We start from the raw sequence: 12,424 nt of genomic DNA, 5'->3' as shown, positions 1-12,424 counted from the left end.
AGGATCAGGAAGTTTCGATCGTCTTGGCATTGACGGTGATTGCACGACCGGCAAACCAGCCGTTAATGCCGGCGCCGAGGCCGAGCAGTACGAACAATACGGAGCTCCAGGCGAAGCTTCCGGTCCAGCCGTGGATCATGCCGACAACCAGCGGGCCGATCGCGGCAAGCAGATAGCCGACGAACTGCGCCATCCCGGAGAGATGGGCCGCCACATGCGCGTCGGGCGACCGCAACACGATGACAGTCAGTGCCACCGCGATCAATCCGCCCTGCCCGACGCCTTGCAGCACGGCCCAGAACCAAACAGTCCAAAGCGGCGCAAAGAGCAGGCCCAGCAGTGCTACGACCGCGATGAGGCAGAGAATGACATTGATGGCGCGCTGATCCCTTCCCTTGACAGCGATATGGGGTGCGACGAGGCACGCGGCAGCCTGCACCATGACCGAGGCAGAAACAATGGCGCCGGCCGTCACGCCGTCGAGACCGCGTTCGCGCAGGATAGGCACGAGCCAGCCGAAGATGCAGTAGGCAAGTGCCGATTGCAGCCCCATGAAGAATGTCACCTGCCATGCGATGCGATCCGACCAGAGGCCGATGACACGAAAGCCGCTGCGGCGCACCTGGCTGCGCGTCCCAATCACCTGCGGCAGCCAGAGAAATCCGACCACGAGTGCGGGCAGCGCCCATGCAGCAAGCGCACCACCGAGCGATCCACCGAGAGCATGCTCGATCGGAAGCGTGAACCCGGCGGCACTTGCCGCGCCGGCGCATAGCGCCATCGTATAGCAGCCCGTCATCAGGGCGGCCTTGTCCGGGAAATCGCGCTTGACGAGCCCAGGCAGCAGGACGTTGCCGATGGCAATGCATGCGCCGGTCAATGCCGTTCCGAGGAAAAGCAGGGAAATGGAGGAAAATCCGCGCAGCGCCGTGCCGAGCGCAAGCAGGAAGATGACAGCAAGCAGGACGCGCTCGGTTCCCATACGCTGCGCGAGCCTTGGCGCAAACGGCGAAAACAGCCCCATGCAGGCCACGGGCAAGGTCGTGAGGATGCTGGTGCCGAAAGCCGAAATGCCAAGCTCGGACCTGATTTCCGGCAGGAGCGCCGATGCGCTCGAAAAGACTGGCCTGAGATTGAACGCGATGAGCACGAGACTTGCACCCAGCAGAAACCTGCCAATCGGCGACTTGCCTCCATGTGGCTGCGGTGCAGGAATTTCATCGGCCTCGGCATCGATCAATTCGAGCGAGGCAGCATTTTTCGAAGACATGGTCATGACATCAGCAACCGATCAAGAGTACCGACGACTGGCGCCATGAAGCGGCGTACGGCGGCATCGGCCGCTTCAGGATTGCCGGTTTCGATAGCGTCGACGATCGCGATATGCGCCTGCATATCCGGCTCGGGAATATCCTCGCCGAGCGTCGCCTCGATGGTCTCGGCAATGGAGAGGGAGAAGAATTCATAGATCTCGATCATCGCCCGGTTCTGTGAAACCGCGACGACCGCCTTGTGAAAGGCAAGGTCACGCTCGATAAATGCAACCCTGTCACCGCCGGCATAGTTTCCACGCGCAACCAGCAAGGCGCGCAGCTGCGAAACAGTTTCCGGCGTATGGCGCAAGGCAGCGAGCCTTGCAGCCTCGACCTCCAGCGCAAGCCGCGCCTCGAACTGATCGCGCAAGCCGGCGCGCCGCGCCATGTCGAGGGGACGGCTGACATCCGTCACCGAGCGCACATAGGTGCCCGACCCCTGCCGCGTCTCGAGATAGCCTTGGGAGACCAGCACCCTCACCGCCTCGCGGATCGTGCCGCGGCTGACCGACAGCATCGATGAGAGGGAGGCTTCATTCGGCAGCTTTTCGCCGACGACCCAACGTCGGGCGGTGATTTCGCTGCGAATGGCTTCGACGGCATTGTCCGCAAGAGTGGTTTTGGTTAGGGCGCGCATGATCGAACATCATCAAGTCATCAGATGACTTGATGACTTAGCGGACAGATGGCTTCCCGTCAATGCCGGCTGCCGAAAGAGGCAGGATTGCTAGTTGTGTCGCCTAGCCTTTTCGAAGAAAAGCAGCAAGGCAAGGCCAAGCAGACCGGCGGCAGCACCGATAAGAGCCGTTCCGGAATAGCTGCTGATCGCTGTGCCGATGGCGAAGAGAAGAGCACTCAAGCCTGCACTCAGGAAGATATTGACCGATATGAGCGCGCTGCCGAGACCAGGGCGCTCGGCAATCAAATCCTGCAGATAGGTAATGGGAATGCTGATGAGCGCTGCCGCTCCGATCCCGCTGACGAGGGTCAGCGCATAGACGTGCCAGGGCTCGTAAGCCAATCCAAGCAGGACCAGATAGACGACATAGATGATCGTGCCGATCGCCAACGCCGTGACATGGGTCATGATCCGCTGCGCGCGCCCCCACGCGATGATGAAGACGACTTCGAGAAGGGCGACGATCCCGACGAGGATGCCAATATCGGCCACGGTTCCGTGCGCCGCGCCGGTAACGATGAGCGGCAGAATGGCGCCGTTGACATGCAGCGTACTGGTGATCAGCGCCACCGCGATCAGGCGCACGAAGACCGGCGGCGAAATGACTTCGCCCAATGCCGCGAGATAGGAAAGATGGTGCCCCGCTGCCTTGTCGATACCGTCCTGGCGCGGAAGGAAGACGGCGATCAATCCGAAGCAGACCGCGCAGGCGAGACCCGCAAACAGATAGGCCGGCAACATGCTCGCCGAATGTGCGAGCAAGGCGCCGGTTATTCCGGGCACCAGAACCCAGGAGAGCGAGATCATCGCCCGAACGCCGGAATTGACCGTAGCAACATCGTTGCGCTCCATTCCCCTGGTCGCAATGCGGACATTGGCGAAGAGAAGCGAGTTGAGAGAGCCGTAGATCGGCAGGAAAAACAAGGCACTAAGGACGAAGGTCGCCTGCGCCGGAACGGCATAGACGGCGCCGTACCCCAGCACGCCGAAAATGGCGACCATCAGCATCATCACGCGATATTCACCGAGCCGATCCGCCAGATTTCCAAGCAGAATACTGACGACAACATTCACGGCTGCCGCGCAGAAGATCAACGTCGAATACAGCCCGTTGCTGAGCCCTAGCTCGCGGATTCCCACCACCGACTGATAAGGCGATGTTGCGGCTCCGGCAAAACCGAAGGCAAAGATGGCGAGCATGCTCACCCGAATGGTCGGATCGCGGAAAACATCAGGAAGAAGGCGGGTCATCGGCGGGTCGAGGATTTGGAAAATCACGCCTTCATCCGAGGCGTCGGATATCCTTCCGTCAAAGCTGCTCGAGATGCAAACTGTTGCATCGCGCTTCGCCCCCTCGGGCGTGGCTTGTCCACATCATTCATCATATCAATCGCATCGTGAGGACCTCAGCCGGGCATCGCGCGCGAATAGGCAGCCAGGATGAAGCGCTCTGACTGGAACAGATATTTCTCCAGCGCGTCGGCGGCGCTCGCGGGCGCACCTTGCTCCAGATGCGCAAGGATGGCCGCATTCTGGCCGACATAGGGAGCATGCAGATATTCGGGATCGCGGATAAGGCCGAAGACGAGGCGCAGTTCCAGGGAAATCTGGGCATAGAAGGCCGAAAGCCTGGGACTGTCGGCAAGCTCGACGATGGCGGCATGAAAGGCGATATCAGCGCTGCCGACCTCCAGCCACTCGCCACGATCGCGATGCTGGACAGCGGCATCGATGGCAGCACGCATCTTGTCGACGCTCGGGTGACGATGATGTGCATTGGCGAGCGCCGAGCATTCGATCAGGCGGCGAATATGGAAGATGTCCATGATCGTTGAGATGCTCGGGGTGGAAACGAAGACGCCGCGGTTGGCCTCGTGACGCAGCACGCCCTCTTTCGTCAGCAGCCGGAAGACTTCGCGCAGCGTGTTGCGCGAGACCTGCAGCTCCTCGCAAAGAGCCGCCTCGGACAGATGGCTGCCCGGCGACAGCGTGCCGCTGATCACGCGCTCGCGGATGCGGGCAGCCGTCAGTTCCGCAAGCGTCGTCTGCCCTGTCTCCGCGACGGCCGTCGGCTCGATGCTTGCAAGATTTGTCTGCTTCATTTGCTCTCCCAGCGCATGCGCTCAATCGTCCCCGACGCCTGCCTATATCAAGCATTCGCCGGAAAGCGGCGACCCCATGCTTGTCTACGGCTGCCGAACTGCCCCACGGCAAGGTCGGGTAGACGATTTTGCGCAGATTTGCCCCATTTTTGCTTGGCAATACGAAAATTGTTGAACAATATAGACCAGATTGTTGTTTGATGCTATCTCAGCCCTAACAAATATAATGGGAACGCGGATACAGATGTTCATGAGACGCTTGTTTTGTAGAAAAACATCGCCTGCTTTCGACAGGCCGCAACGGGTATCGGCATGAACATGCTAGTAACCCGTTCCGACAGCGGCCTCGGCGAGCGTGTCTGCATGATCGATGCAAAGTATGACGCGGCTATCGTCCCGGATGCCATGAACAGCCTGCCCAATACCGAGGTAAGCGCATGACGACCGCTACAGGCGAAAACAAACCGCTTCTGTCTGTAGCGGATCTGACCGTGCGGTTCGGCGAAAACCGCGTGGTCGAGGGGCTTTCCTTCTCGGTCGAGCCAGGCAGAACGCTTGCGGTCGTCGGAGAATCCGGCTCCGGCAAATCCGTGACCTCGCTTTCGATCATGCGCCTTGCCGATATGATGGGCGCACGCTTCGAGACGGGCAGAATCCTCTTCAACGGCAAGGACCTGCTGAAGCTTTCGCAGAAGGATATGCGCTCCGTTCGCGGCAAGGAGATCGCCATGATCTTCCAGGAGCCGATGACCTCCCTTAATCCCGTCTTCACCATCGGCGACCAGATCTGCGAGGTCCTTCTCCTTCACGAGAAAATCGGCAAATCCGCCGCCATGAAGGAAGCCCAGCGCCTGCTCGAAATGGTGCGCCTGCCGGATGCGGAGGCGCTCTTGAAACGCTATCCGCATCAACTCTCCGGCGGCATGCGCCAGCGCGTGATGATCGCCATCGCCCTCGCCTGCCGTCCCAAGCTTCTGATTGCCGACGAGCCGACGACGGCACTCGACGTGACTATCCAGGCGCAGATCCTCAACATCATGCGGGACCTGCAGAAGGATCTCGGCATGGGCATGATCTTCATCACCCACGACATGGGCGTGGTTGCCGAAATGGCCGACGACGTCGTGGTCATGTGGAAAGGCAAGAAGGTCGAAGAAGGCCCGGTTCGCGAGATATTCGCCAATCCGAAGCACCCCTATACGAAAGCACTCTTGGCTGCGGTGCCGAAGCTTGGCAGCATGACCGGCCAGGATTTTCCGAGGCGCACGCCTTTGACCGTGCTCGACGGCGGCGAACCGAAAGTCGTCGGCGAGGAGCGGGTACAGAATACCGCCCGCTACGACCAGCCGCCGCTGCTGTCGGTGCGCGACCTCTTCGTGCGTTTCGACATAAGAAAGAACTTGTTCGGCCAGGTCACGCATCGCTGCAGCGCCGTCCAGAAAGTCGCTTTCGACATTCATCCGGGCGAGACGCTGGCTCTCGTCGGCGAATCCGGCTCCGGCAAATCGACGATCGGCCGCACCATCCAGCAACTGCAGAAGGCGCGCTCCGGCGAAATCACCTTCAACGGCAAGAGTTTCGCCGCCATGTCGCAGCTCGAGCGTTTCCGCCTGCGGCGCGACGTGCAGTATATTTTCCAGGATCCCTTCGCTTCGCTCGATCCGCGCAAGACGGTCGGCTTCTCGATTGCAGAACCGATCAACACCCATGGCATCATCTCCGGATCGAAAGAGGTTCGCCACAGGGTGGACGAGCTTCTGGAGCGCGTCGGCCTGACGCCGGCTCATGCCGATCGTTATCCGCACGAGTTTTCCGGCGGCCAGCGCCAGCGCGTCTGCATCGCCCGCGCCCTTGCTTCTGATCCGAAGCTCATCATTGCCGACGAAGCGCTTTCCGCCCTCGACGTGTCGATCCAGGCCCAGATCATCAATCTACTGATGGACCTGCAGGCCGAGCGCGGCCTTGCCTATCTGTTCATCAGCCACGATATGGCCGTGGTGGAAAAGATCAGCCACCGCGTTGCCGTGCTCTATCTCGGCCAGATCATGGAAATCGGCAGCCGCCGGCAGGTCTTTGAGACGCCGATGCACGCCTACACGCAGCGCCTGCTCTCAGCCGTGCCGATCGCCGATCCGACGCAGGAACGCAGAACCGCGCTGATCGAAGGCGAGATCCCTAATCCCGTCCGCCGCGTCGGCGACGAGCCGCCGATCCTGGCTCACGAGGAAATCAATTCGGGCCACTTCATCGCCAGGAGCGCCTGACCGACCACCAACCATCGCATCGATCTGAAGAGGAAACAGGGTCAATGAGAAAAATGAAATGGGGATTGAAGACCGCTTTGACAGCGCTTGCCCTGTCGAGCGTCGCCATCACTGCCGAACCTGCCTTTGCGGCGGGCAAGCTTACCGTATCGTCGTCGCAGGATCCCGGCAGCTGGGATCCGATCGATACATTCCTTGTGGCATGGGCGGCCGTCTCGACCAATATTTTCGATGGGCTGACCTACCGCGGCCCCGACCTCAAGTTGGTGCCGGGCCTTGCCGAATCCTGGGAAGAACTGGATCAAGGCAAGCGTATCCGCTTCAAGCTGCGCCACAACGTCAAATTCCATGACGGCGAGCCCTTCAATGCCGAAGCGGTGAAGTTCACCTTCGACCGCCTGCTCGGCGAACAGGGCGCCAAGGGGCCGCAGCGCTCGAACTATACCGCGATCGAGAGCGTCGACATCATCGACGATTACACGGTCGACATGAAGCTGAAGACGCCCGATCCTGTGTTGCTGACCAAGCTTGCCGGCTATGGCGCGATGATCGTGCCGCCGAAATACATCAAGGAAAAGGGCGAGGATTATTTCAACCTCAACCCGGTCGGCACCGGCGCATTCAAATTCGTTTCCTATACGCCGAAGGTGAACATCAAGCTTGAAGCCAATCCGGATTACTGGGGCGGCGCGCCGAAACTCTCCGAGCTCGAATATCGCTTCATCAGCGAACCGGCGACAGCCGTTGCCGAGCTTCAGGCTGGCCGCGTCGATATCGTCATCCCGCCGACCATTCCGATCGGCATGCTCCCGGTCATCCAGGGCGACTCCAAGCTCGAAATCGCCAGCGTTCCCGGCCCGACGGTCGATGCGCTGCGCTTCAACACTCGCGACGGCATCACCGCCGATCCGCGCGTGCGCAAGGCGATCATCATGGCCGTCGACCGCGACACGATCGTCAAGTCCATCCTCGCAGGCCAGGGAACCGAGATCGTCAGCTTCCAGAATTCACTCTCCTTCGGCTACGATCCCGACCTGAAGCCGCTTCCCTATGATCCGGCAGGCGCAAAGAAGCTGCTCGCCGAGGCCGGCGTGAAGACCGGCGCTGCACTGCAGATCGACATTCGCGGCAATGACGCGACCATGAACGAGGTGGCGCAGGTCGTGGCAAGCTATCTGCAGATGGTCGGCCTGACGGCGACCATCAAGCCTTACGAGACCAACGTTCTGCTGAACGACATTATCCCGCAGGGCAAGACCGGCGCTATGTTCCAGCAGAAATGGGGCGGCTGGACCTTCGACTACGACAACACCGCCTATTCGATGTATCACTCCGGCGAAAAGTGGAATCCATATGAAAAGGATGCCGCTCTCGACAAACTCTTGGAATCGCAGCGTCCGCTCACCGAGCGCGCCGAGCGCGAGAAGGTGCTGAAAGACATCGGCAAGTACGTCGCCGACAAGGCACTCGAACTGCCGCTCTACAACAGCAATGCGATCTATGGCGTCAGCAAGCGGGTCAAGGGCTTCGTGCCCGCACCCGATACCCGCATCAAGCTGAACGAAGTCACTGTCGAATAATCATAAAAAGGACGCCGCCGGCTTGGTCGGCGGCGTCATCCGAAAGCTCTCGGGGTAAGAACGTGGCCGGTTTTCTCATCAAGCGATTGCTGCAAGCGATTTTCGTCGTGATCGCCATCACCCTTCTCGTCTCATTCGCCATCCGCCTGACGGGCGACCCTGCTCTGATGATGTTTCAGGGTGGCGGCAGCATGACGGAAGAGGATCTTGCGCGCATTCGCGCCGCCCTCGGCACGGATCAGCCCTTCCTCGTCCAGTATCTGACCTTCCTGAAGGGGCTGCTGACGCTCAATTTCGGGCGCAGCTTCACCGGCGGCACGCCGGTCTCCCAGCTGATTGCCAACGCCCTGCCCGCAACGCTGCTGCTTGCCTTCATTTCCATGGTGGTGTCGATTGCGCTGTCCATCCCGCTCGGGATCAAGGCGGCCACGGCGCGCGGCAAGACGGCGGACCAGATCATCCGCGTTCTCTCGCTGCTTGGTCTTTCCTTCCCGAATTTCTGGCTGGCCCTCATGCTGGTCCTCTTGTTTTCGGTTACGCTCGGCTGGCTGCCGCCAAGCGGCATGGTCGGGATTTCGAGCTACGTCATGCCAGCCGTGACGATGGGCGTCATCCTGACGGCGACGAATGTGCGTCTGGTGCGCACAGCCATGCTGGAGACGCTGCAATCGCAATATATCATGGTCGCGCGCGCCAAGGGCCTCAGCGAAAGCAAAGTTCTCTACAAGCATGCATTGCGCAATTGCGCGATACCACTCATCACCTATTTCGGCATCCAGTTCGGCGGGTTGCTCGGCGGCATCGTCGTCATCGAGCGCGTCTTCAACTGGCCCGGCCTTGGAACGCTGGCGTTCGATGCCGTGGGTGCCCGCGATTACCCGGTATTGCAGGGCGTGATCACTGTGCTGGCGCTCTTCATCGTCGGCGTCAACCTTCTCGTCGACATCGCCTACGGCCTTGTCGATCCCCGTATCCGCACGGAGTAACGCCGATGGCTGCCACGATCTCACGCCGTTCGCGCTTTCTCAATTTCGAATTCATATTCGGCGCATTGCTCACTGTCGTTATCTGCGTTGCCGTTCTTCTCTCCGACGTTCTTTTTCCCGGTGGCGCTGAAAAGATCGACCTGATGGCGAGGCTTGCCAAGCCCTTTGCCAGCCTCGCCCATCCCTTCGGCACCGATCCGCTCGGGCGCGATGTGCTGGCCCGTGTCGTTGCTGGCGGCAAGATATCGCTGACCGTCGGCCTTACCTCAGTGATCGGCGGCGTGGCTCTCGGCGTGCTGATCGGCCTTGCCGCCGGTTACTATCGCGGCATATGGGATATGCTGCTGATGCGCTTCGCCGATATTCAGCTCGCCATGCCCTTCATTCTGCTGGCGATCACTTTCATCGCCATCGTCGGCGGCAGCCTCACCAATACCATCATCCTGCTGATCGTGTCGCAATGGGTGCAATATGCCCGTCTGGTGCGCGGTTCGGTGCTGAGCCTGCGCGAGCGTGAATTCATTCTGTCGGCGCGTGCGATCGGCGTCAAAGACCGGCGCATCATCTTCCAGCATCTGCTGCCGAACCTCATCGGGCCGGTGATCGTGCTGATGACACTGAACATCGCCAACAATATCCTGCTGGAAAGCAGTCTCACCTTCCTCGGACTGGGCGTCGACCCCACCATTCCGAGCTGGGGCGGCATGCTCGCCGATGGCCGCACCTATCTGCAGACGGCGTGGTGGGTCAGCCTCTTTCCCGGTCTCGCAATCCTTTTGACCGTGCTCGGCCTCAATCTCCTCGGCGACTGGCTGCGCGACAGCCTCGACCCGACTGGCAGAACGACAAGGTAAGACGTCATGACCCTGATTTTCGAAAGAAGCTTCGAGCGGACGCTTTCGCAGCTCGTCGTGAATGCCAAAGCCGGCCAGAATTTCGAGGCCTGGACCTTCGATGACAGGCAGAGCCGTCAACAGGCGGAGCGCATGCTCAAGGAAAAGGGCGTCAAAGCGCGCATCCGCAGCGCCTACAAGCCTCTGGTGAACGCCTTTATCGAAGCCATCGATCTGCAGGGTGTGGATGCGATCGAGATCCGCTACCCGGTGCATCCCAATGCGCCCGACAATCGCTTCCGGCTGGAAGCCTATCCGCTTGCGGCGATGGTCGGGGATCGCAAGATCGCCTTCGTCGCAAGAGCCGATAGCGACTTTCACTATGACGTTCTGCTGAAAAGCAAAGCCGGCGAAGAGCGCCAATTGAAGGTGCTGGTGCCCAATCGTGTCCATATCGATGCGGTGGGTGAAACGAGCGTTTCCCCGACTGGCTGGCTGGTGCGCGACGGCAATGCGACGGACGAACGGCTGGCTACGGACTACGAAGAGCTTTTCGAGGAGACCATCGCCGCACTTTCGCGCTTCGATTGGGGTGCGACCGAGCCCTACTTCGAAGAGCTCAATATCCGCGTCGCCTTGCCGGCATCGGATGAGGCTTTGCCCGTCGGCGACGAAGTCATGAGCCTCAGGGAAGCGCTGCACGAGGATTTCTACTTCTCTCTGCTCGAATTCTTCCAGAAGAAATCCGGCCGGCCGCTGGGCGACCGTGGACTGAAGCCGGGACAGATCGTTCCGCAGATCCTGCCATCGTCATGCGAAATCTCCGTGAAAGTGGAAACGCAGCCGCTGACCTCCCGCTTCTGGGACGGAGCAGAGCAGCAGCTCGAGACGGCAATAGAACCTCTGGCCGTGCAACAGATCGAAGCCGAGCTTGGCGGGATCGGCGGTGAAGCATTCGAGGCGGTTACCCGCTCCGGCCGTGCCGTCAGGGCACGCTATATCAAGGGCCGCGATGCGGCCGTGATGATCAGTGGCGGGCAGCACGCCAATGAGACTACGGGCGGCGCGGGTGCGTTGCGTGCCACACAACGGCTCGCCGGGATCGAAGGCGCGCATTTCACCATCTCGCCGCTGGAAAATCCGGACGGTTACGCGCTGCACCAACGCCTGCGCAAGGATAGCCCGCGCCACATGTATCATGCCGCCCGCTATACCGCACTCGGCGACGATCTCGAATACCGCACCGAGGAAAACGCCGGCCCATATCTCTACGAGAAGAAAATCCGCTTCCAGGCGGAGGCGCTGAGCGGTGCGCAGCTTCACGTCAACCTGCACGGCTACCCCGCACATGAATGGACGCGTCCGCTTTCAGGTTACGTCCCCCGCAATTTCGCCATGTGGACGCTGCCGAAAGGCTTTTTTCTGATCGCCCGCTATCATGCCGGTTGGGCGGCTCAGGCGGAGCAACTTCTGGACAAGGTCACCAGGCACCTTGGCGCCATCCCCGGCCTACTGGACTACAATGATCGTCAGATCGCGCTCTACGAAATCCATGCTGGCGAAACCGGCTTCCGCATCATCAACGGTTTCCCGTGCCTTGCCAATATCGACGACCGCCATACGGTGCCGATGACGCTGATCACGGAATATCCCGACGAGACCATCTACGGCGAGGCCTTTATTGCCGGTCATACCGCGCAGATGGAAACCGTGCTTTCGGCCTACAGTGCCTGGCAGGAGATCATGGCTTCGAGCTAACCAGAATAAGTTGAGCGCACCATGTCCAGAAACGCGGTCATGGCACTGGATGTATAGGCGTCCGAGCGGCGCACGAAAAGCGTATCCACCAGCGATCGCTCCGGCGGAAGTTCATGGATCGCGATCCGGTCCTCCCTGCAGGCGGCGGCGACAACACCCTTTGGCAGCAGCGTGACACCGACGCCCGCCGACACGCAGCTGATGATCGTGTCGAGGGAGCCAAATTCCAGCGGCTTCGATGTGACGAAGCCCATATCGGCCAGAAGCGACTCCAGCCGCTGCCGATAGGAACATCCGATCTGGAAGACGATGGTCTTCAGATCGGCGATATCGGCCAAATCTTCCATCGCACGAATGGCAGGTGAGGTGACAAGAACGAGCTCTTCGCGAAAGACCATTTCGTGATCGAGATCGGGATGGCTGACAGGCCCCGCCACGAATGCCCCCTCGACCTTGCAGGCAACGACATCGTCGATGAGCTTGCGGGTTGTGCCGGTGGCAACAACAAGGCGCACCTGCGGATAGGTCTTGGCAAATTGGCCCAAGAGCGGCGACAATCGCAATGCCGTGGTTGTCTCCAGGCTGCCGATTGCGAGCGTTCCGCCCGGCGAGCCGTCGTCCTGAGCCGCGGTGCGCGCTTCGGCCAGAAGCTTGGTGATACGGCCGACGAACGGCAATATGCGTTGTCCCGCCGGTGTAGTCGAAACGCCCCTGGCATGCCGCTGAAACAGGCTGACACCCAGCTCCTCTTCCAGCGCCCGGATGCGCGCCGTTACGTTCGACTGGACCGTGTGCAGCTCCCGTGCCGCCCGGTTCATGCTACCGTGCCGCGATACGGCTTCGAAAACCCTGAGATCGGACACATCCATCTTACCTATCTCCTTTAGAGATAACTCTTCTCATAATTAT

At 60.4% G+C, this 12,424-nt stretch carries 11 protein-coding genes; 6 read left to right on the top strand and 5 right to left on the bottom strand.

Annotated features, from left to right (window positions below; translation table 11 throughout):
- Window positions 1-4: 4 nt before the first annotated feature.
- The 4 genes from FP026_RS15370 to FP026_RS15355 all read right to left on the bottom strand — a co-directional run bounded on the left by FP026_RS15370 (window position 5) and on the right by FP026_RS15355 (window position 4,094).
- Window positions 5-1,276: a CynX/NimT family MFS transporter gene (locus FP026_RS15370; protein ID WP_149635477.1), complete on the bottom strand. Its 1,272-nt coding sequence runs from the start codon at window positions 1,274-1,276 to the stop codon at window positions 5-7.
- Complete coding sequence (locus FP026_RS15365; protein ID WP_149635476.1) at window positions 1,273-1,950, bottom strand: FadR/GntR family transcriptional regulator; 678 nt, start codon at window positions 1,948-1,950, stop codon at window positions 1,273-1,275. Before FP026_RS15365 ends, FP026_RS15370 begins: the two co-directional genes overlap by 4 nt.
- A gap of 90 nt (window positions 1,951-2,040) precedes the next feature.
- Entirely contained in the window at window positions 2,041-3,243 is a 1,203-nt protein-coding gene (locus tag FP026_RS15360) for an MFS transporter (protein ID WP_149635774.1), read from the bottom strand.
- 155 nt (window positions 3,244-3,398) lie between these two features.
- Window positions 3,399-4,094 (bottom strand): GntR family transcriptional regulator, encoded by a 696-nt coding sequence (locus tag FP026_RS15355; RefSeq protein WP_149635475.1) that lies wholly within the window; start codon window positions 4,092-4,094, stop codon window positions 3,399-3,401.
- A 312-nt stretch (window positions 4,095-4,406) separates the two neighbouring features.
- Between FP026_RS15355 and FP026_RS30755 the strand changes: the two genes are divergently transcribed.
- The 6 genes from FP026_RS30755 (at window position 4,407) to FP026_RS15330 (ending at window position 11,515) form a co-directional block, all read left to right on the top strand.
- Window positions 4,407-4,535 (top strand): hypothetical protein, encoded by a 129-nt coding sequence (locus FP026_RS30755; protein WP_281408589.1) that lies wholly within the window; start codon window positions 4,407-4,409, stop codon window positions 4,533-4,535.
- Window positions 4,532-6,358 (top strand): ABC transporter ATP-binding protein, encoded by a 1,827-nt coding sequence (locus tag FP026_RS15350; protein ID WP_149635474.1) that lies wholly within the window; start codon window positions 4,532-4,534, stop codon window positions 6,356-6,358. The genes FP026_RS30755 and FP026_RS15350 overlap by 4 nt, the downstream gene beginning before the upstream one ends.
- A 44-nt stretch (window positions 6,359-6,402) precedes the next feature.
- Window positions 6,403-7,938: an ABC transporter substrate-binding protein gene (locus FP026_RS15345; protein WP_149635473.1), complete on the top strand. Its 1,536-nt coding sequence runs from the start codon at window positions 6,403-6,405 to the stop codon at window positions 7,936-7,938.
- Between the two features lie 62 nt (window positions 7,939-8,000).
- Complete coding sequence (locus FP026_RS15340) at window positions 8,001-8,924, top strand: ABC transporter permease (RefSeq protein ID WP_149635472.1); 924 nt, start codon at window positions 8,001-8,003, stop codon at window positions 8,922-8,924.
- 5 nt (window positions 8,925-8,929) lie between these two features.
- Complete coding sequence (locus FP026_RS15335; RefSeq protein ID WP_149635471.1) at window positions 8,930-9,778, top strand: ABC transporter permease; 849 nt, start codon at window positions 8,930-8,932, stop codon at window positions 9,776-9,778.
- Between the two features lie 6 nt (window positions 9,779-9,784).
- Complete coding sequence (locus FP026_RS15330) at window positions 9,785-11,515, top strand: M14 family metallopeptidase (protein ID WP_149635470.1); 1,731 nt, start codon at window positions 9,785-9,787, stop codon at window positions 11,513-11,515.
- Here FP026_RS15330 and FP026_RS15325 read toward each other — a convergent pair.
- Window positions 11,512-12,384, bottom strand: a complete 873-nt coding sequence (locus tag FP026_RS15325; protein ID WP_149635469.1) for a LysR family transcriptional regulator — start codon at window positions 12,382-12,384, stop codon at window positions 11,512-11,514. The genes FP026_RS15330 and FP026_RS15325 overlap by 4 nt on opposite strands.
- Between the last annotated feature and the right edge of the window lie 40 nt (window positions 12,385-12,424).

Origin of the sequence: Martinezella tropici (assembly GCF_008370325.1) — a bacterium.
In the GTDB taxonomy this organism is placed as follows: domain Bacteria; phylum Pseudomonadota; class Alphaproteobacteria; order Rhizobiales; family Rhizobiaceae; genus Rhizobium; species Rhizobium tropici_B.
Note: the sequence above shows the minus strand (reverse complement) of the source record. Positions and strands in the feature narration are given on the sequence as shown.

What these genes read in the sequence shown, in the direction of transcription:
- FP026_RS15370 (WP_149635477.1), bottom strand. Translation starts at nt 1,276, where the DNA reads ATGACCATGTCTTCGAAAAATGCTGCCTCGCTCGAATTGATCGATGCC.
- FP026_RS15365 (WP_149635476.1), bottom strand. Translation starts at nt 1,950, where the DNA reads ATGCGCGCCCTAACCAAAACCACTCTTGCGGACAATGCCGTCGAAGCC.
- FP026_RS15360 (WP_149635774.1), bottom strand. Translation starts at nt 3,243, where the DNA reads ATGACCCGCCTTCTTCCTGATGTTTTCCGCGATCCGACCATTCGGGTG.
- FP026_RS15355 (WP_149635475.1), bottom strand. Translation starts at nt 4,094, where the DNA reads ATGAAGCAGACAAATCTTGCAAGCATCGAGCCGACGGCCGTCGCGGAG.
- FP026_RS30755 (WP_281408589.1), top strand. Translation starts at nt 4,407, where the DNA reads ATGAACATGCTAGTAACCCGTTCCGACAGCGGCCTCGGCGAGCGTGTC.
- FP026_RS15350 (WP_149635474.1), top strand. Translation starts at nt 4,532, where the DNA reads ATGACGACCGCTACAGGCGAAAACAAACCGCTTCTGTCTGTAGCGGAT.
- FP026_RS15345 (WP_149635473.1), top strand. Translation starts at nt 6,403, where the DNA reads ATGAGAAAAATGAAATGGGGATTGAAGACCGCTTTGACAGCGCTTGCC.
- FP026_RS15335 (WP_149635471.1), top strand. Translation starts at nt 8,930, where the DNA reads ATGGCTGCCACGATCTCACGCCGTTCGCGCTTTCTCAATTTCGAATTC.
- FP026_RS15330 (WP_149635470.1), top strand. Translation starts at nt 9,785, where the DNA reads ATGACCCTGATTTTCGAAAGAAGCTTCGAGCGGACGCTTTCGCAGCTC.
- FP026_RS15325 (WP_149635469.1), bottom strand. Translation starts at nt 12,384, where the DNA reads ATGGATGTGTCCGATCTCAGGGTTTTCGAAGCCGTATCGCGGCACGGT.